Below are 18,065 nucleotides of genomic sequence, written 5' to 3' on the forward strand. Positions count from 1 at the left end.
GCCCTCCGGAAGACATCTGACGGCCCCTGACCCGGGCCGTCGCGGGGCGGGGGTTAGCGTGGCCCGATGCCGTACTTCGACACCGCGTCCGCCGCCCCGTTGCACCCCGTGGCCCGACAGGCCCTGCAGGCCGCCCTGGACGAGGGCTGGGCGGACCCGGCCCGGCTGTACCGGGAGGGCCGGCGCGCGCGACTGTTGCTGGACGCGGCGCGCGAGGCGGCGGCCGAGGCCGTGGGCTGCCGTCCCGACGAGCTCGTGTTCACTCCTTCGGGGACGCATGCGGTTCACACGGGTGTCGCGGGCGCCCTCGCGGGGCGTCGACGGGTCGGAAACCATCTGGTCGTATCGGCGGTCGAACACAGTTCTGTCCTGCACGCGGCGGACGCGCACGCCGCGGCCGGGGGCTCGGTGACGGAGGTCGCGGTGGACCGGCTCGGCGCGGTCGGCCCCGACGCGTACGCGGCCGCGCTGACCCCCGGCACCGCGCTGGCCTGCCTCCAGTCGGCCAACCACGAGGTCGGCACCGTCCAGCCGGTGGCCCGGACGGCCGAGGCCTGCGCGGCGGCCGGGGTGCCGCTGCTGGTGGACGCGGCGCAGTCGCTGGGCTGGGGCCCGGTCGAGGGGGCGTGGTCGCTGCTCGCGGCGAGCGCGCACAAGTGGGGCGGGCCGCCCGGGGTGGGGCTGCTGGCGGTCCGCAAGGGGGTCCGCTTCTCCTCCCACGGCCCCGCCGACGAACGGGAGTCGGGCCGCTCCCCCGGCTTCGCGAACCTGCCGGCGATCGTCGCGGCGGCGGCCTCGCTGCGGGCCGTGCGGGCGGAGGCCGAGGCGGAGGGGGCGCGGCTGCGGATCCTGGTGGACCGGATCCGGCGGCGGGTGGCCCGGCTGGTCCCGGACGTGGAGGTGGTGGGCGACGCCGAGCGCCGGCTCCCGCACCTGGTCACCTTCTCCTGCCTGTACGTCGACGGCGAGACCCTGTTGCACGAGCTGGACCGGGCCGGCTTCTCGGTGTCGTCCGGCTCCTCCTGCACCAGCTCCACCCTGACCCCCAGTCACGTGCTGCGGGCGATGGGGGTGCTGTCGGAGGGGAACGTACGGGTGTCCCTGCCGCCGGGCACCACCGCCGATCAGGTCAACGGCTTCCTGGAGGTGTTGCCGGGCGCGGTGGCCGGCGTACGGGAGAAGCTCGGCGTGTCGCAGGCGCCGGCCGCGGCGCCCGTCGCGGAGTCCGTGGAGGTGGACGCCCTGGGGTTGCGGTGTCCGCAGCCGGTGATCGAGCTGGCCCGGGCGATCGGCACCGTCCAGGTCGGGGGGACGGTGACCGTCCTGTCCGACGACGAGGTCGCGCGCCTGGACGTCCCCGCCTGGTGCGTGATGCGGGGGCACGCGTACCTCGGTGAGGCGGACCGGCCGGCGGGCGTGGCGTACACGGTGCGCCGGCTGGTCTGAGCCGGACCGGGCGCTCCCGGCCCGCGACGCGCGACGGCCCCGGCCCGCCGGGGAGGCGGGTCGGGGCCGGGGTGGTGCGTCCGCGTGGGGTGCGTCCGCGTCAGGAGGCGAGGTGGGCGCGGACCTCGGAGGCCGCGTCGTCGCCGTACGCCTTGGTGAAGCGCTCCATGAAGTGCGCCCGGGCCAGGGTGTACTCCTGGGTGCCCAGCGTCTCGATGACGAGGGTGGCCAGCATGCAGCCGACCTGCGCGGCCCGCTCCAGGCCGACGCCCCAGCCGAGGCCGGTCAGGAAGCCCGCGCGGAACGCGTCGCCGACGCCGGTCGGGTCGACCTTCGCGGTCTCCTCGGCGCAGCCGACGACGATCGGCTCCTCACCGGCCCGCTCGATGCGCACGCCCCGCGCGCCGAGGGTGGTGACGCGGGTGCCGACCTTGGCGAGGATCTCCTCGTCGCTCCAGCCGGACTTCGACTCGATGAGGCCCTTCTCGTACTCGTTCGAGAAGAGGTACGTCGCCCCCTCCATCAGGGTGCGGATGTTGTCGCCGTCCATGCGGGCGATCTGCTGCGAGAAGTCCGCGGCGAAGGGGATCCCGCGGGTGCGGCACTCCTCCGTGTGGCGGAGCATCGCCTCGGGGTCGTCGGCGCCGATGAGGACGAGGTCGAGACCGCCCACCCGGTCGGCGACGGCCTTCAGCTCGATCTGCCGGGCCTCGCTCATGGCGCCGGTGTAGAAGGAGCCGATCTGGTTGTGGTCCGCGTCGGTGGTGCAGACGAAGCGGGCGGTGTGCAGCACCTCGGAGATGCGTACGGAGTCGGTGTCGACGCCGTGCCGTTCCAGCCAGGCGCGGTACTCGTCGAAGTCCGAGCCGGCTGCGCCGACGAGGATCGGGCGGGTGCCGAGCTGACCCATGCCGAAGCAGATGTTCGGGCCGACTCCGCCTCTCCGGACATCGAGGTTGTCGACGAGGAAGGAGAGGGAGACCGTGTGGAGCTGGTCCGCGACCAGCTGGTCCGCAAAACGGCCCGGGAAGGTCATGAGGTGGTCGGTGGCGATGGAGCCGGTGACTGCGATGCGCACGGCGTGGACGCTCCTGCGGAGGACGGCAAGGGGACAGTCAAAACTACCCGGTCGCGGCCCTGCGGCCGACCGGCAGAAACTACCCCGTAGTAGGACTTCCTTCGCTCGTCGTGGCGTGCTTAACGTGCCCCCATGACCTACACCGATGGCTTCGGGCACGTCGAGTACGCCGCGAACGCGCGGCCCGGCTTCGCACGGCTGCTGGGCGACTGCGCCCGGATGGCCCCGCACTGGACGGTCCCGGAGGGGCCCCGGCCGGTCCGGGTGGCGCCCTCGCAGATCCACGGCGTCAGCGTGCCGCCGGACTCGGCCCGGCTGATCGCCTCCACGGCGGCGTACGGGGACTGAGTTCCACCCTCGGGAAGTCCCGGGGGAACCGGTTCCGGCGCTGCCACGTCACACCCGCATCACGTACCGCGGGACGGGCGAAGGAGCGAATCGGTGACCAGCGAACAACCCGACACATCAAGCGCCACACGACGGCGGCCGTCCTGGGCCATCGGCTCGATCGCGGCGGCCGTCCTGCTGGCCGGCGGCGGCACGGCCTACTGGGCCTCCACCGCCCACGGCGGCGGTACGGATGGCGGCCGTACGGGTGACAGGGCGGCCTCCGCGCCCCGCGAGGCGGCGGGAACGGGGGCGCCGACGGGACCCGGCATCGCCCCCGGGGAGCCGGACCCCGCCGGCTCCGGGGTGACCTACACGGCGGACGTGCCGCTGCCGGAGGCGCCGGCTTCGGCGCCCGCCTTCGCGGCGTCCGGCGAGGTGACCTCCGACGAGGTGACCCGGCTCGCGAAGGCCCTGGGCTTCGAGGGCGCGCCCCGGCTCGTCGGTGACGTCTGGCAGGTGGGCGAGGGCGCCGACGGCTCGGGGCCCCGACTCACGGTGACCCGTCAGGCCCCCGGCACCTGGAGCTTCTCCCGGTTCCAAGGCGTCCCGGGCACGGGTGACGGCACGGGCAACGGCGCGGGCGACGACTGCGTGCGGGGCAAGGACACCTGCGGCCCGGCGACCCTGCCGCGGGGCGGGGCGGACTCCCCCGTCGCGCCGGGTGGCGGAGCGGGCACGCCGGTGTCCGAGGAGGCGGCCAGGGCCGCCGCGGCGCCGGTGCTCGCGTCCGCGGGTCAGGGTGACGCCAAGGTGGACGCCCGGCTCGTCCAGGGCGCGGTCCGGGTGGTGAGCGCCGACCCGGTGGTGGGCGGCCTGGCCACCCAGGGCTGGTCCAGCAAGGTGAGCGTGGGCGCGGACTCCCGCGTGGTGGCCGGCAGCGGTGAGCTGAAGGCCCCGGTCCGGTCCGGGGAGCGGCCCGTGGTCGGCGCCGTCGAGGCACTGGCGCGGCTCAACGCCCGCAACACCGGCGACGGCACGGGACCGAACCCGAGCGGCTGCGCGACCTCGGTCCCGCTGACCCCGGACACGCCCGTGGGGGCCACGGACACGGTGCCGTGCAACCCGGAGCCGCGTCCGATGAAGCCGCCGCGGACGGAGTCCGTACGGGGAGCCGTGCTCGGCCTGGCGCCGGGGACGGTCGACGGCGGCCGGGGCCTGGTGCCGGCCTGGCTGTTCGAGGTGGCGGGCAAGGCCGGCGGAGCGGGCCACACCGTGGTGGAGCCGGCCGCCGCCGAGGGCGGCGGGACCCCGGTGCCCCCGCAGGGTCGTACCGTGCCCGGGTTCTCGTACGCCGAGGCCGACCGGAAGCTGACCGTGAACTTCTGGGGCGGGGCGTGCAGCACCTACGCCGTGGAGGCGCGGGAGGAGGGCACCTCGGTGCTGGTGAAGATCACCGACACCCCGAACAAGCCGGGCGGAGCCTGCATCATGATCGCGCAGGAGATGTCCGAGACGGTGACGCTCAAGCAGCCGCTCGGCGACCGCAAGGTGGTCGACGCGACGACGGGCAAACCGCTCCCCCGCCAGTAACGGATCCGGAAGAACGCGCAAGGGCCCGGGTCCCGGTCGGATGCGACCGGGACCCGGGCCCTCGTCTGCTCTCGGCTCTACCGGCCGGGCCGGCGCGGCCGGACTAGCTGAACGAGTCGCCGCAGGCGCAGGAGCCGGTGGCGTTCGGGTTGTCGATGGTGAAGCCCTGCTTCTCGATGGTGTCGACGAAGTCGATGGAGGCACCGTGCAGGTACGGGGAGCTCATCCGGTCGGTGACGACCTTGACCCCGTCGAAGTCCTTGACGACGTCACCGTCGAGGGAACGCTCGTCGAAGAAGAGCTGGTAGCGCAGGCCGGAGCAGCCACCGGGCTGGACGGCGACGCGGAGCGCCAGGTCCTCGCGGCCTTCCTGCTCCAGCAGGGTCCTGACCTTCTCGGCGGCGGCGTCGGACAGGAGGATGCCGTCGCTCACAGTGGTCTTGTCGTCCTGTACGGACATCTGCATTCACTCCCGAAGTGGGCGGCTCCCCGCCGGAGGCTGGGGAAACGTCGGACTCTTGCCGTCGGTGGCAACCAGCGGGACCACGGATTCATTCCGGGTCCTGCCTTCTTGTCCCAGACATTCATGCTCGCACACCCACGCGGGCGGGTGGGCGGAGCCGGCCGACCGGGCCGGCGGCGGGACGGCCCCGGCGGCGAATGCGTCACATCGACACTATCGGCATCGTCAAAGTGACATGAAGCGGTTATGATAGATAACGTCAAATAGACGAGAAGTCGTACGAAGTTGCCGACCGAAGTTCCCCGTCGCAGAACAGAAAGGGTGCGTGTCGTGACCACCGCCCAGCCCTTGGACGTCCAGCCGACGCCTCTTGCCCTGCTGCTGCTCGGCCGCGAGGCCGACCCCAAGAGCGAGCGCGGGGTGGAGTGCCCCGGCGACCTGCCCTCCCCGTCGGACCCGAACCTCGTGGCGCGCGCCCGCGCGGCCAAGGAGAAGCTCGGGGACAAGGTGTTCATCCTCGGCCACCACTACCAGCGTGACGAGGTCATCGAGTTCGCCGACGTCACCGGCGACTCCTTCAAGCTGGCCAAGGACGCCGCCGCCAAGCCGGAGGCCGAGTACATCGTCTTCTGCGGCGTCCACTTCATGGCCGAGTCGGCCGACATCCTGACCTCCGACGACCAGAAGGTCGTCCTGCCGGACCTCGCGGCGGGCTGTTCGATGGCCGACATGGCCACCGCCGAGCAGGTCGCGGAGTGCTGGGACGTCCTGACGGACGCGGGCATCGCCGATGTCACCGTCCCCGTCTCGTACATGAACTCGTCCGCCGACATCAAGGCGTTCACCGGCAAGCACGGCGGCACGATCTGCACGTCGTCCAACGCGAAGAAGGCCCTGGACTGGGCGTTCGAGCAGGGTGAGAAGATCCTCTTCCTGCCGGACCAGCACCTCGGCCGCAACACCGCCGTCCGCGACATGGGCATGTCCCTCGACGACTGCGTGCTCTACAACCCGCACAAGCCGAACGGCGGCCTGACCGTCCAGCAGCTGCGCGACGCCAAGATGATCCTGTGGCGCGGTCACTGCTCGGTGCACGGCCGGTTCTCGGTGGACTCCGTCAACGACGTGCGCGCCCGCATCCCCGGCGTGAACGTCCTGGTGCACCCCGAGTGCAAGCACGAGGTCGTGGCGGCGGCGGACTACGTCGGGTCGACCGAGTACATCATCAAGGCGCTGGAGGCGGCCCCGGCCGGCTCCAAGTGGGCCATCGGGACCGAGCTGAACCTGGTCCGCCGCCTGGCGAATCGTTTCGCTGCGGAGGACAAGGAGGTCGTCTTCCTCGACAAGACGGTCTGCTTCTGCTCGACGATGAACCGCATCGACCTCCCCCACCTGGTGTGGACCCTGGAGTCCCTGGCCGAGGGCAACCTCGTCAACCGGATCCAGGTCGACAAGGAGACGGAGAGCTTCGCCAAGCTCGCCCTGGAGCGGATGCTGGCCCTGCCGTAGCGGCCGGGCCGCCGGCGCGGCGTACGCGAAAGGGGCGCCCCCGAGGGGGCGCCCCTTTCGCGTACGAACGGTGCGACGCGGGCCGCGCCGGGCCGGGCCCCAGCCGGCCCGTCCGGGGCCCGAGCCCCTCCCGGAGGCCCGGGACGCGGACCTGCGGGACGGGACGGGACGTAGGGCGGGTGGGACGGTGCGACGGGTGCGACGGGCCCTGCCGGTCAGACCTCGACCGGTTCGGCCGGGTCCTGGGTGTCGGCCTGCGCCGGGACGGGCGCCCGCCGGGCCGCCTTCTTCGCCCGGCGGCGCTCCTTGCGGAGCTCGACCATCGTGTAGAGGGTCGGCACCAGCAGCAGGGTCAACAGGGTGGAGCTGACCAGACCGCCGATGACCACCACCGCGAGCGGCTGCGAGATGAAGCCGCCCTCGCCGGTGACGCCGAGCGCCATCGGGAGCAGCGCGAAGATCGTCGCCAGGGCGGTCATCAGGATCGGGCGGAGCCGGTGACGGCCGCCCTCGACGACCGCCTCGACCACGCCGAGGCCCTGGGCGCGGTACTGGTTGACCAGGTCGATCAGGACGATCGCGTTGGTCACCACGATGCCGATGAGCATCAGCATGCCGATCATCGCCGGGACGCCCATGGGGGTGCCGGTGAGGATCAGCAGGCCGAGCGCGCCGGTGGCCGCGAAGGGGATCGAGACGAGCAGGATCAGCGGCTGGACCAGCGAGCGGAACGTCGCGACCAGCAGCATGAAGACGATCGCGATGGCCGCGAGCATGGCCAGGCCGAGCGAGCCGAAGGCCTCGTCCTGGTCCTCGGAGACGCCGCCGATGGAGGCCGAGGCCCCGGCGGGCAGGTCCAGCGCCTTGATCTTCGTCTGGAGGGTGGAGCTGACGGCGCCGGTGTTCTCGCCGACGGGCCGGGCGGTGATGGTGGCGGCGCGGGCGCCGTCGATCCGGGTCATCGCGACCGGGCCGGGCACGACCTTGACCTCGGCGATGTCACCGAGCTTGACCGGACCGACCTGGAGGGCCTGGAGCTCGGCCAGGGTGGTGGCCGGGTTGGCGGAGCGGATGACGATGTCCCGCTCGGTGTCGTCCAGTACGGCCTTGCCCGCCGGGTTGCCCCGGACGGCCTGCGCGACGACCGCGCCGAGCGTGGCCTGGTCCAGGCCCGCGTCGGCGGCCTTGGGCGTGGCGGTGACGGAGATGCGGGGCACCGACTGGGCCAGGTCGCTCTGGACGTCGGCGACGTCCTTGAGGGCCGCGACCTCGGTGCGGACCTGCTCGGCGGCCTTCGCCAGGGTGGCTCCGTCGCCGGCCTTGACGACCACGCTGAGGTTCTGGCTGCCGAAGCCGTCGCCGACGGCGATGCGGGTGCTGCCGATGCCGTCGAGCTTCGCCAGTCCGCCCTCGATGCGCTTCTTGACGGCGTCCGCGTCGCCGGAGTCCTTCAGCGTGACCTGGTACGAGGCCTGGTTGGAGCCCGTACCACCGCCGAAGGCGGCCATGAAGCCGGAGGAGCCGACGGTGACCTGGTAGCTCTTGACGCCGTCCACGGAGCCGAGCAGCTTCTCGATCTTGCGGCTGGACTCGTCGGCGGCGGACAGCGAGGTCCCGGGGGCCAGCTCCTGCTTGACCGTCAGGACGTCCTGCTCCCCCTGGTCGAAGAAGTTGGTCTTCAGCAGCGGGGTCATCCCGAACGTGCCGATCAGGACGACCACCGCGAGGGCCACACTGGTCAGCCGGCGCCGGGTGGCGAAGCCCAGGACCCGTACGTAGAGGCGCTGGAGGCGGCTGTTGGCCTCCTTCTCCTCGGCTTCGCGGCGGGCCTCGGCGGCGCTCTCGGCGTCCCCGGCGATCACGCCCTTCGGCGCGCTCAGGAACCAGTACGACAGGACCGGAACGACCGTCAGCGACACGAGCAGCGAAGCCAGCAGGGCCGCGGTGACGGTGAGGGAGAAGGAGCCGAAGAGTTCGCCGATCATGCCGCCGGTCAGGCCGATGGGCAGGAAGACGGCGACGGTGGTGAGCGTGGAGGAGGTGACTGCGCCGGCCACCTCCTTGACCGCGGTGAGGATCGCCGCCTCGCGCTCCTCGCCGTAGCCGAGGTGGCGCTTGATGTTCTCCAGGACCACGATCGAGTCGTCGACGACCCGGCCGATGGCGATGGTGAGCGCGCCCAGCGTCAGCATGTTCAGCGACAGGTCGCGGGTCCAGAGCACGATGAGCGCGAGGACCACGGACAGCGGGATGGAGACCGCGGTGACCAGGGTGGAGCGCAGCGACGCGAGGAAGACCAGGATCACGATCACCGCGAAGACCAGGCCGAGCAGGCCCTCGGTGGTGAGGCTGGAGATGGACTTGGCGACGGCCGGGCCCTGGTCGCTGACCACGGTCAGGTCGGCGCCGGAGCCGAGGGTGGAACGCAGCTCGGGCAGCTTGTCCTTGACCGCGTCCGAGATGGCGACGGCGCTGCCGTCCTTGTCCATCGTCATGACGACGGCGAGGCTGGGCTTGCCGTTGGTGCGGGTGATGGAGGCGGCCGCGGCCGGCTCCTGCTTCACGGCGGCGACGTCACCGAGGCGGACGGCGGGCTTCCCGGGGCCGGGGCTCAGCCGCAGGTCCTCGACCTGGGCGAGCGAGGTGTAGCCGGCGCCGACGCGGACGGTGCGGTTCTTGCCCTCCTCGTCGAAGGAACCGGCGGGGACGGCGGCGCCGCCCGCCTGGAGGCCCTTGGCGAGGGAGGCGCCGTCGAGGCCGGCGGCCGCGAGCTTGGCGTTGTCGGGGGTGACGGTGACCTGGAGGTCCCGGACGCCGTCGACGCTGACCTGGCCGACGCCGTCGATGTCCTCCAGGACGGGGAGGACGGAGCGCTCCAGCTGGTCGGCGAGCGCCTGCTGGTCCTTGTCGGAGGTGACGGCGAGGATCACGGTCGGGATGTCCTCGGTGGAACCGGCGACCACCTGCGGGTCCACCTCGGCGGGCAGCCGCACGCGGGCCCGGTTGACGGCCTGCTGGACGTCGGCGACGAGCTGCTTGGTGCCGCTGTCGCCGTAGTCGAAGGTGGCCCGGATGAGGGCGTTGCCCTCGCTCGCGGTGGAGGTGATGCCGGTGATGCCGTCGACGCCCTTGAGGGTGGCCTCGATCGGCTCGACGACCTGCTTCTCGACGACGTCCGGCGAGGCGCCCTGGTACGGCGCGAGCACGGACACCATGGGCAGTTCGATGGAGGGCAGCAGCTGCTGCTTGAGCTGAGGGATGGCTATGGCGCCGAAGACGAGCGCGACGATCGACACGAGGCCGACCAGCGCTCTCTGGGCCAGGCTGAATCGGGACAGCCAGGACATGGGTGGGATCTCTCTGCAGTGACGTATACGAGGGCATGCCGTCGGGCACACGCGAGGCAACGCCAGACTTCCGTACGCGCGGGCGCGGTTGCGTCGCCCCCAGGTCCCGTCCTTATGCGCGGCATACCGCACCCGCAGTAGTCCGTCCTACTGCGCGGCCCGGCGGATCACCCCGGGGATCAGTCGGAGCGGGGCCGCACCAGACCCGATTCGTACGCCACGACCACCAGTTGGGCCCGGTCCCGGGCGCCGAGCTTGGCCATGGCCCGGTTGACGTGGGTCTTGACGGTCAGCGGGCTGACCTCCAGGCGGGCGGCGATGCCGTCGTTGGACAGGCCCGCGGCGACGTGGACGAGGACCTCGCGTTCGCGGCCGGTCAGGGCGGCGAGCCGTTCGGCGTGCGCGGAGCCGGCGGCGGGGGCCTCGGCGTGGCCGCCCTGGGCGAGGAAGCTGGCGATCAGGCCCTTGGTCGCGGCCGGGGACAACAGGGCCTCGCCGGCGGCGGCGACGCGGATGGCGTTGAGCAGCTCGTCGGGCTCGGCACCCTTGCCGAGGAAGCCGGAGGCGCCGGCGCGCAGGGCGGCGGCGACGTACTCGTCGACCTCGAAGGTGGTCAGCATGACGACGCGGACCCCGGCGAGGTCCGGGTCCGCGCTGATCATGCGGGTGGCGGCGAGGCCGTCGGTGCCGGGCATCCGGATGTCCATCAGGACGACGTCGGCCCGCCGTTCGCGGGCGAGGGCGTACGCCTGGGCGCCGTCGGAGGCCTCCCCGACGACGAGCATGTCGGGTTCGGAGTCGACGAGCACCTTGAACGCGCTGCGCAGCAGCGCCTGGTCGTCGGCGAGCAGCACCCTGATGGGGCCGCCGTCCTGGGTCTGCTCCACGCTCTCGTCCACGCCCCGAACGTACACGGCCGCGCCGCGTGACCGGCGGGACGGGTGCGGGGCGGGTACGGGACGGGGTCAGCCCAGGGCGAGGAGGACGAGCGCGGTGGTGGCGGCGACCTCGCAGACGGCTCCGAACACGTCGCCGGTGACGCCGCCGAAGCGGCGCACGCAGCGGCGCAGCAGCAACTCGGCGGCGGCCAGGGCGGCCAGGACCGAAGCGGCGTACTGGAGGGCCGTGGGCAGGCCCAGCGGGAGGGCGGCCAGGGCGGCGGCGGCCGTGACCAGGCCGGCCACGGCCAGGGCGGCGCGGCACGGGACGACGCCCGCGACGGCCGCGCCGAGTCCTCCGGGGCGGGCGGCGGGAACCCCCGCGCGGGAGGCGAGGGTCATCGCGAGCCGGGCGGCGACGGCGGCGGCCACGCCGGCGAGCGCGCCCCGGACCCAGCTGTCGGCGTACACGTCGGCGAGGGCGGCCGTCTGCACGAGGAGGACGATCAACAGGGCGATGACCCCGAAGGGGCCGATGTCGGACTGCTTCATGATCCGCAGGGCGGCGTCGGCGGGCTTGGCGCTGCCGAGTCCGTCGGCGGTGTCGGCCAGGCCGTCGAGGTGCAGGCCCCGGGTCAGCGCGGCCGGTACGGCGACGGTGACCGCGGCGGCGAGCAGCGGGCCGCCGCCGAGGAGGAGCAGGAGGACGCCGGGCACGGCGGCGAGCAGGCCCACGGCGAGCCCGGCGACGGGCGCGCAGGCCATGCCGGTACGGGCGGCCGGCCGGTCCCAGCGGGTGATGCGCGCGGGCAGCACGGTCAGCGTGCCGAACGCGAAGCGGAGCCCGTCGGGCAGGGAGGCGCGCTCGCCGGGCGGCACGGGGGGCGGATCGTCGAACGAATCTTTCATCGGCGGGAACGCTACCCGCTCGCGCCGGGCGGTAAATTGCGTATTACGTGCCAAATCGGGAGCCGCTACACAGAGAGCTGGTGCGATGGGTCACTGGTGGTACCGCAACATCGTCGAACCGGGGAAGCTCCCGCTGTTGCTCGCCCTGCTGTCCTTCGTGACCTCGTTCCTCGTCACCCGGGTGATCACGCGGCTGATCCGCGCGGGCCGGGGGCCCTTCAAGAACATCACCCCGGGCGGGGTCCACGTCCACCACGTGGTGCCGGGCGTGATCCTCGTGATCATCGGCGGGTTCGGTGCGGTCGGCAGCGGTCGGCACGGCTTCGGGGCGGCCTTGTCGGCGGTGCTCTTCGGACTCGGCGCCGGCCTGGTGCTGGACGAGTTCGCGCTGATCCTGCACCTCGACGACGTGTACTGGAGCGAGCAGGGCCGCAAGAGCGTGGAGGTCGTGGTGGTCACGGCGGCGCTGGTGGCCCTGGTGCTGGGCGGTTTCCTGCCCTTCGGGGTCAACGAGCTGACCGCGGACGAACGGCAGAACCGCGGGCTCGTGGTCATGAACACCGCCACGAACTTCTTCCTCACCCTGATCGCCCTGTGGAAGGGCAAGGCACGCACCGCGATCTTCGGCCTGGTGGTGCCCTTCGTCGCGCTGATCGGCGCGGTACGCCTGGCCCGGCCCGGTTCCCCGTACGCCAAGCGGTTCTACGTGAACCGCCCGCGCGCCCGGGCCAAGGCGGGGCTGCGCGCCTTCCACCACGACCGCCGGTGGGCGCACCCGCGCCGCCGGTTCGAGAACTTCATCGGCGGGACCCCGGACCCGGAGCGGACGGCCCTGGAGAAACCGGAGCCGCCGCGGTGACCGGGACCGGACGGCCGGACGCGATGGGCCCGCCCCCGACGGGGGCGGGCCCATCGCACGTCGGTTTCCCGGTCCGCGGCCGATCGGGAGCGGTCGGGTGCGCGGTCAGCCCGGGATCAGGCCGTCGTCGCGCAGCATGGACCTGACCTCGTCCAGCGTGGCGCCCGGTCCGGGCAGGATCAGCTCGGACGGCTCCAGCGCGTCGTCCGGGAGCGGCTCGCCGAGGCGCCGGACGGCTTCCAGCAGGGCGCCCAGCGTCCGCCGGAAGCCCTCCTCGTCGCCGCGCTCCATCTCGGCGAGCAGTTCGTCGTCCAGCGCGTTGAGCTCGGTGAAGTGGCTGTCGGCCATCTCCACCTGGCCTTCCCCCATGATGCGGACAATCATGACGGGCCCCGTCCTACTGCTTGTCGAACCGGTGCTGGGTCGGCGACGGCCGGCCCTCGCCGGGGGCGCCGCCCTCGATCGCCTGCTGCTGGGCCGACGGGCCGCCCGCCAGCTCGGCCTTCATGCGCTGGAGCTCCAGCTCGACGTCGGTGCCGCCGGAGAGGCGGTCCAGTTCGGCCTGGATGTCGTCCTTGGAGCCCAGTCCGCTGCGGTCGTCGAGCGCGCCGGACGCCAGCAGCTCGTCGATCGCCCCGGCCCGGGCCTGGAGCTGGGCGGTCTTGTCCTCGGCCCGCTGGATCGCGAGGCCGACGTCGCTCATCTCCTCGGAGATGCCGGAGAAGGACTCGGCGATCCGGGTCTGCGCCTGGGCCGCGGTGTAGGTGGCCTTGATGGTCTCCTTCTTGGTGCGGAAGGCGTCCACCTTGGCCTGCAGCCGCTGGGCGGCGAGGGTCAGCTTCTCCTCCTCGCCCTGGAGGGTCTGGTGCTGCACCTCCAGGTCGCTGACCTGCTGCTGGAGCGAGGCCCGGCGGGACAGCGCCTCGCGGGCGAGGTCCTCACGGCCGAGGGCGAGGGCCTTGCGGCCCTGGTCCTCCAGCTTGGCGGACTGCCCCTGGAGCTGGTTCAGCTGCAGTTCCAGGCGCTTGCGGGAGGTCGCCACGTCGGCGACGCCGCGGCGCACCTTCTGCAACAGTTCCAACTGCTTCTGGTACGAGTAGTCAAGGGTCTCGCGCGGGTCCTCGGCCCGGTCAAGGGCCTTGTTCGCCTTCGCGCGGAAGATCATCCCCATACGCTTCATGACACCGCTCATGGGCTTCGCGCGCCCCCTTCTGACGGACTTCGCTCAAGGTCACCGACAGGACCCACAGTACGGGCCCTGTCTCCATTACCGCACTGATCGAGTACGGATGCGCTCCTCCTCCAGGACGACTACGCCCGCACCGTGTCAGGCGTAAGGAGTAGGTGATCCCCGAGAACCCCGGATGCTCCGGGGATACCCGGGAGTGCCCACGGGGAACCGCTACTGGGAAGACGCCCGCCGTTGCCGGATCGTTCCCCGCCGGGGTGGGGTGCGTGCCCTGGACCACGTAGGCTTGGGTTTTGTGTTTGGTAGCCGCTCCTCCAAGGAAGAGAAGGCCGCCGCCACCGACAAGGTGAGCGCCGACCTCTCGCAGCCCCGTAACCCGCAGGCCCCGAAGGGCCGCCCGACGCCGAAGCGTGCTGTGGCCCAGTCGCAGCGCAAGGCCGTGGTGGCCTCGACCGGCAACCGCAAGGAGGACGCCAAGCGAGCCCGTGAGCGCCGTCGCGTGGAGATGGCCAAGCAGCGCGAGGCGCTGGCCAGTGGCGACGAGCGCTACCTGCCCGTCCGCGACAAGGGCCCCGTACGCCGGTACGTCCGCGACTTCGTGGACTCCCGCTTCTCCGTCGCCGAGATGTTCCTGCCGCTCGCGGTGATCATCCTGGTGCTGAGCATGGTCCGGGTGCCGTCGATCCAGAACATCGCCCTGATGCTGTGGCTCGGCGTGATCGTCCTGATCATCATCGACTCCATCGGCCTCGTGATCCGGCTCCGCAAGGCGCTCAACGAGCGCTTCGCGGACGAGCCCCGTCGCGGCGCCGTCGCGTACGGCCTGATGCGCACCCTCCAGATGCGCCGGCTGCGCCTGCCGAAGCCCCAGGTCAAGCGCGGGGAACGGCCCTGACCGCAGGGACGCCCCCGGCGCCCGGCCGGGCCGGGACCCCGGGGGACGGCTTCGCCGGCGGCTCCCGGCTATGGCTCGAAGGTCTCGGCGGACTGCGCAACGCCGTCCGTCAGGAACTCGTCGGCCGGCAGGTCGAGGAACAGATCACGCACCGCTTCCCGGTCGGGCAGCGGCTGCGGGTCCTCGACGTCGGCATGGGGCAGGGCACCCAGGCGCTGCGCCTGGCGCGCGCCGGGCACAAGGTCACCGGCCTGGAACAGGACCCGGAGATGCTGGAGGTCGCGCGGGCGGCCCTGGCCGCGGAACCCGCCGGGATCCGTGACCGGGTCCGGCTGCTGGAGGGTGACGGTCGGGAGACCGGCGCCCACTTCGGGCCGGGCAGCTTCGACGTGGTGCTCTGCCACGGGGTGCTGATGTACGTGGCCGAACCCGACGCCATGCTGGCCGGGCTCGCCCGCATGCTGGCCCCGGGCGGCCTGCTGTCCCTGCTCGTGCGCAACGGCGACGCCCTCGCCATGCGTCCGGGCCAGGCCGGTGACTGGACGGCCGCGCTGGCCGCCTTCGACACCGTCGACTACACGAACCGGCTCGGCCTCCACGTACGGGCCGACCGGCTGGCCGGCCTGACGGCGACCCTGTCCGGGATCGGGGCGCCCCTGCACACCTGGTACGGGGTGCGGGTCTTCACCGACGGCACCGAGGCCGGGAACGCACTGCCCCGCGACGAGGAACTGGAGCGGCTGCTGGCCGCCGAGGAACGCGCCGGGCGGACCGACCCGTACCGCGCGGTCGCGGCGCTGCTGCACCTGTGCGGGGTCCGCGGCTGACGCCACCCCGGAGCGTCCGCCCCGGCCCTCGGGCCGGGGACGGACGACCTGTTGCCGGATCAGGCGTCGAGAGCCGCTCGCAGGCTCATCGTGTACAGCTCGGTGCCGGCGTCGTCGGACAGCTTCACCTGCTCGGTACCGCCCTCCAGCAGGTCCTTCCAGTACTCACCGATCCAGGACTCCGCGTCCCCCTGCGTGGTGAACTCCTCCGGTGTCACCGCCGGAGTGGTCTCGGTGCCCTCGGCCGTCTCGAACCGCCACGTCCACGCCATGTCCGCCTCCGCTGCTCGTCCGCTCTTGCACGTTGAGTGTGCCCGCAGAGTAACCGGGCGCGCAGCAGTCCCGAGGACGCGGGAGGATCTCCGTGTGGAACTCACTCTGCTCGGCACCGGTACACCCGAAGGACTGCCCCGCCCCGGCTGTCCCTGCGCCGCCTGCGCGGTCTCCGTGGGCACCCGGTCCCGCGCGGCGACCGCCGTGCTCGTGGACGGGGCGCTGCTCCTCGACCTGACCCCCGGGGCCGTGCTGGCCGGGGCCCGGGCGGGCCATTCGCTGGCCGGCGTACGGCAGGTGCTGCTCACCCATCCGCACGACGGGCCGCCCGTCGAGCTGCCGCCGGGGCTGCCTGCGGCCGGGCGGGTCCCGGACGGGCGTGAGGTCACGGTGATCAGCGGGCACCGGGTGCGGGCGGTCCCGATGGACGCGCCGGGCACCGGCTACGACGTCACCGGCCCCGACGGCAGCCGGCTGCTGTACCTGCCGCCGGGCGGGGCGCCGGCCGGGACCAACGGGACGACGGCGCGGCGGGCGTACGACATGGTGCTGGCCGACGTGACGGGCCGGCCCGAGGCGCTGGCGCGGCTGCGGGCGAGCGGGGCGATCGGCCCGGCCACCGACGTGATCGCCGTGCACCTGGACCACGACACCCCGCCGGGGCGGGAACTGGAGCGCCGCTGCGCGGCCGCCGGAGCGCGGGTCGTGCCGGACGGCACCACGGTGGTGGTCGGCGACTACCACGAGGGGCCGTACGTGCCGCGCCGGACCCTCGTGCTGGGCGGCGCCCGCTCGGGCAAGTCCTACGAGGCGGAGCGGCGACTGGCCGGCTACCCGGAGGTGGTCTACGTGGCCACGGGCGGCACCCGCGCCGGTGACTCGGAGTGGGCCCAGCGGGTCGGTCTGCACCGGGAGCGGCGGCCGGCGAGCTGGCGGACGACGGAGACCTGCGAACTGGTACCGCTGCTGGAGGCGCCCGGGCCGGCCCTGCTGATCGACTGCCTCGCGCTGTGGCTGACCGACGCGATGGACCGGGTCGGGGCCTGGGACGACGCGGTGTGGGCGACCGACGGGCGGCAGCGGCTGCGCGAGCGGGTCGCCGACCTGGTGGCGGCCGTCCGCGCGACGCGTCGCCCGGTGGTGCTGGTCAGCAACGAGGTGGGTTCGGGGGTGGTCCCGGCGACCGCGTCGGGGCGCCGGTTCCGGGACGAGCTGGGGCGGCTGAACAACGCGGTGGCCGGCGAGTGCGAGCACGTCCTGCTGGTCGTCGCGGGACAGGTTGCGGTGCTCAAGGAGTAGCGCGGGGCCCCCGGTCCCGACCCGGGCCGAACCGGCCCCGGACGGGCCCGTCGACCCCGCGCGCGGGGGGCTTGGGCAGGGCCTCACCGGCTGTACGCTCTGGCAGATGACCACGCTGAATCTCGACGACTTCTCCGATCTGATCGAGCGCCCCGACGGGGGCGTCCGGCGTGACGCCGAGGATCGCCGTGAGCGCCTGGTGGTGCCGCCCGGCGCCCTGGGCCGGCTCGACGAACTCGCCGAGTGGCTGGCCGCGGCGCAGGGCCGGGTCCCGGTCCGGCCCCTGGAGCGGCCGCGCGTGGTGCTGTTCGCCGCCGACCACGGCATCGCCGCCGAGGGCGTCTCCGCCCGGCCCGCCGGCAGCGCCCACGCACTGGTCCGCTCCGTCCTCGACGGGAACAGCCCGGTGGCCATCCTGGCCGACCGGTTCGGCGCCGGCGTACGGATCGTCGACGCGGGTCTGGACTGCGATCCCGAACTGCTGCCCGAGGACGTCGTGCGCCACCGCGTCCGGCGCGGCAGCGGTCGGATCGACCGCGAGGACGCCCTGACGATCGAGGAGGCGCGGGCCGCCCTGGCACTCGGCATCCGCATCGCCGACGAGGAGGCCGACTCCGGTACGGACCTGGTCGTCCTCGGGGACCTGAGCGTGGGCGGCACCACGGTGGCCGCCACCCTCGTCGCCGCGCTCTGCGGCACGGACGCCTCCGTGGTCACCGGCCGCGGCGGGGTCGCGATCGACGACCTGACCTGGATGCGCAAGTGCGCCGCGATCCGGGACGCGCTGCGCCGGGCCCGTCCGGTCCTCGGCGACCAGGTGGCCCTGTTGGCGACGGTCGGCGGCGCGGACGTCGCCGCGATCACCGGGTTCCTCCTCCAGTGCGCGGTGCGCCGTACGCCCGTCATCCTTGACGGTGTCGTCTCGGCTGCGTGCGGACTGGTCGCCCAACGCGCCGCGTTCCGCGCTCCGGACTGGTGGTTGGCGGGTCAGGCCGGTGGCGAACCGGGCCAGGCGAAGGCGCTCGATCGGATGGCACTCAACCCCGTGCTCGACCACGGCGTCACAGTGGGAGAAGGAACCGGGGCATTGCTGGCGCTCCCCCTGGTCCAGGCGGCAGCCGCACTCGCGGCGGACCTCCCGGAGCGGGCCGTGGAAGCGCCGGTGGACTGAGG

Annotated in this window: 17 protein-coding genes; 9 read left to right on the top strand and 8 right to left on the bottom strand. The window is 73.2% G+C overall.

Features of this window, described 5'->3' with window-relative positions; all coding sequences use genetic code 11:
- The first annotated feature begins 66 nt into the window (after positions 1 to 66).
- Positions 67 to 1,446, top strand: coding sequence for a cysteine desulfurase/sulfurtransferase TusA family protein (locus tag ACZ4XJ_RS07570; protein ID WP_362879768.1), 1,380 nt, complete (start codon positions 67 to 69; stop codon positions 1,444 to 1,446).
- Between the two features lie 100 nt (positions 1,447 to 1,546).
- Here the strand turns inward: ACZ4XJ_RS07570 and ACZ4XJ_RS07575 are convergent, their stop codons facing one another.
- Positions 1,547 to 2,524: a carbohydrate kinase family protein gene (locus ACZ4XJ_RS07575; RefSeq protein WP_362879769.1), complete on the bottom strand. Its 978-nt coding sequence runs from the start codon at positions 2,522 to 2,524 to the stop codon at positions 1,547 to 1,549.
- Between the two features lie 132 nt (positions 2,525 to 2,656).
- On the opposite strand from ACZ4XJ_RS07575, the gene ACZ4XJ_RS07580 reads away from it, so the two are divergent.
- Both ACZ4XJ_RS07580 and ACZ4XJ_RS07585 read left to right on the top strand, forming a co-directional pair.
- Positions 2,657 to 2,872: a hypothetical protein gene (locus ACZ4XJ_RS07580; RefSeq protein WP_362879771.1), complete on the top strand. Its 216-nt coding sequence runs from the start codon at positions 2,657 to 2,659 to the stop codon at positions 2,870 to 2,872.
- Between the two features lie 93 nt (positions 2,873 to 2,965).
- Positions 2,966 to 4,444, top strand: a complete 1,479-nt coding sequence (locus ACZ4XJ_RS07585) for a hypothetical protein (RefSeq protein ID WP_468495608.1) — start codon at positions 2,966 to 2,968, stop codon at positions 4,442 to 4,444.
- Between the two features lie 103 nt (positions 4,445 to 4,547).
- Here the strand turns inward: ACZ4XJ_RS07585 and erpA are convergent, their stop codons facing one another.
- Positions 4,548 to 4,904, bottom strand: a complete 357-nt coding sequence (gene erpA, locus ACZ4XJ_RS07590) for an iron-sulfur cluster insertion protein ErpA (protein WP_008738845.1) — start codon at positions 4,902 to 4,904, stop codon at positions 4,548 to 4,550.
- 324 nt (positions 4,905 to 5,228) lie between these two features.
- Here erpA and nadA point away from each other — a divergent pair, with 324 nt between their 5' ends.
- Positions 5,229 to 6,416, top strand: a complete 1,188-nt coding sequence (nadA, locus tag ACZ4XJ_RS07595; protein WP_362879773.1) for a quinolinate synthase NadA — start codon at positions 5,229 to 5,231, stop codon at positions 6,414 to 6,416.
- Positions 6,417 to 6,631: 215 nt separating this feature from the next.
- Here the strand turns inward: nadA and ACZ4XJ_RS07600 are convergent, their stop codons facing one another.
- From ACZ4XJ_RS07600 to ACZ4XJ_RS07610, 3 genes are all read right to left on the bottom strand, one after another.
- A complete protein-coding gene (locus tag ACZ4XJ_RS07600; protein ID WP_468495609.1) occupies positions 6,632 to 9,763 on the bottom strand; it encodes an efflux RND transporter permease subunit in 3,132 nt (1,043 codons plus the stop codon).
- A 179-nt stretch (positions 9,764 to 9,942) separates the two neighbouring features.
- Positions 9,943 to 10,662: a response regulator transcription factor gene (locus ACZ4XJ_RS07605; RefSeq protein ID WP_362877263.1), complete on the bottom strand. Its 720-nt coding sequence runs from the start codon at positions 10,660 to 10,662 to the stop codon at positions 9,943 to 9,945.
- A gap of 66 nt (positions 10,663 to 10,728) precedes the next feature.
- Entirely contained in the window at positions 10,729 to 11,550 is an 822-nt protein-coding gene (locus ACZ4XJ_RS07610; RefSeq protein WP_468495610.1) for an adenosylcobinamide-GDP ribazoletransferase, read from the bottom strand.
- Positions 11,551 to 11,635: 85 nt separating this feature from the next.
- Here ACZ4XJ_RS07610 and ACZ4XJ_RS07615 point away from each other — a divergent pair, with 85 nt between their 5' ends.
- Positions 11,636 to 12,409, top strand: coding sequence for a hypothetical protein (locus ACZ4XJ_RS07615; RefSeq protein ID WP_362877261.1), 774 nt, complete (start codon positions 11,636 to 11,638; stop codon positions 12,407 to 12,409).
- A 105-nt stretch (positions 12,410 to 12,514) separates the two neighbouring features.
- Here ACZ4XJ_RS07615 and pspAA read toward each other — a convergent pair whose 3' ends face one another.
- Together pspAA and ACZ4XJ_RS07625 are read right to left on the bottom strand one after the other, a co-directional pair.
- Positions 12,515 to 12,793 (bottom strand): PspA-associated protein PspAA, encoded by a 279-nt coding sequence (gene pspAA / locus ACZ4XJ_RS07620; protein WP_362877260.1) that lies wholly within the window; start codon positions 12,791 to 12,793, stop codon positions 12,515 to 12,517.
- A gap of 13 nt (positions 12,794 to 12,806) precedes the next feature.
- Positions 12,807 to 13,601 carry a PspA/IM30 family protein gene (locus ACZ4XJ_RS07625; protein ID WP_362877259.1) on the bottom strand — a complete coding sequence of 265 codons (795 nt, stop codon included), beginning with the start codon at positions 13,599 to 13,601 and terminating at the stop codon, positions 12,807 to 12,809.
- A 283-nt stretch (positions 13,602 to 13,884) separates the two neighbouring features.
- On the opposite strand from ACZ4XJ_RS07625, the gene ACZ4XJ_RS07630 reads away from it, so the two are divergent.
- Positions 13,885 to 14,493 (top strand): DUF3043 domain-containing protein, encoded by a 609-nt coding sequence (locus tag ACZ4XJ_RS07630; RefSeq protein WP_384000788.1) that lies wholly within the window; start codon positions 13,885 to 13,887, stop codon positions 14,491 to 14,493.
- Positions 14,494 to 14,585: 92 nt separating this feature from the next.
- Positions 14,586 to 15,320, top strand: coding sequence for a class I SAM-dependent methyltransferase (locus ACZ4XJ_RS07635; protein WP_362877274.1), 735 nt, complete (start codon positions 14,586 to 14,588; stop codon positions 15,318 to 15,320).
- Positions 15,321 to 15,379: 59 nt separating this feature from the next.
- Here ACZ4XJ_RS07635 and ACZ4XJ_RS07640 read toward each other — a convergent pair whose 3' ends face one another.
- Positions 15,380 to 15,592: a hypothetical protein gene (locus ACZ4XJ_RS07640; protein ID WP_362877257.1), complete on the bottom strand. Its 213-nt coding sequence runs from the start codon at positions 15,590 to 15,592 to the stop codon at positions 15,380 to 15,382.
- Positions 15,593 to 15,686: 94 nt separating this feature from the next.
- Here ACZ4XJ_RS07640 and ACZ4XJ_RS07645 point away from each other — a divergent pair, with 94 nt between their 5' ends.
- Both ACZ4XJ_RS07645 and cobT read left to right on the top strand, forming a co-directional pair.
- Positions 15,687 to 16,892, top strand: coding sequence for a bifunctional adenosylcobinamide kinase/adenosylcobinamide-phosphate guanylyltransferase (locus ACZ4XJ_RS07645; RefSeq protein ID WP_362877256.1), 1,206 nt, complete (start codon positions 15,687 to 15,689; stop codon positions 16,890 to 16,892).
- A gap of 106 nt (positions 16,893 to 16,998) precedes the next feature.
- Positions 16,999 to 18,063, top strand: coding sequence for a nicotinate-nucleotide--dimethylbenzimidazole phosphoribosyltransferase (gene cobT, locus ACZ4XJ_RS07650; protein ID WP_468495611.1), 1,065 nt, complete (start codon positions 16,999 to 17,001; stop codon positions 18,061 to 18,063).
- Positions 18,064 to 18,065 lie beyond the last annotated feature (2 nt).

It is taken from the genome of Streptomyces sp. NPDC029836 (genome assembly GCF_055574495.1).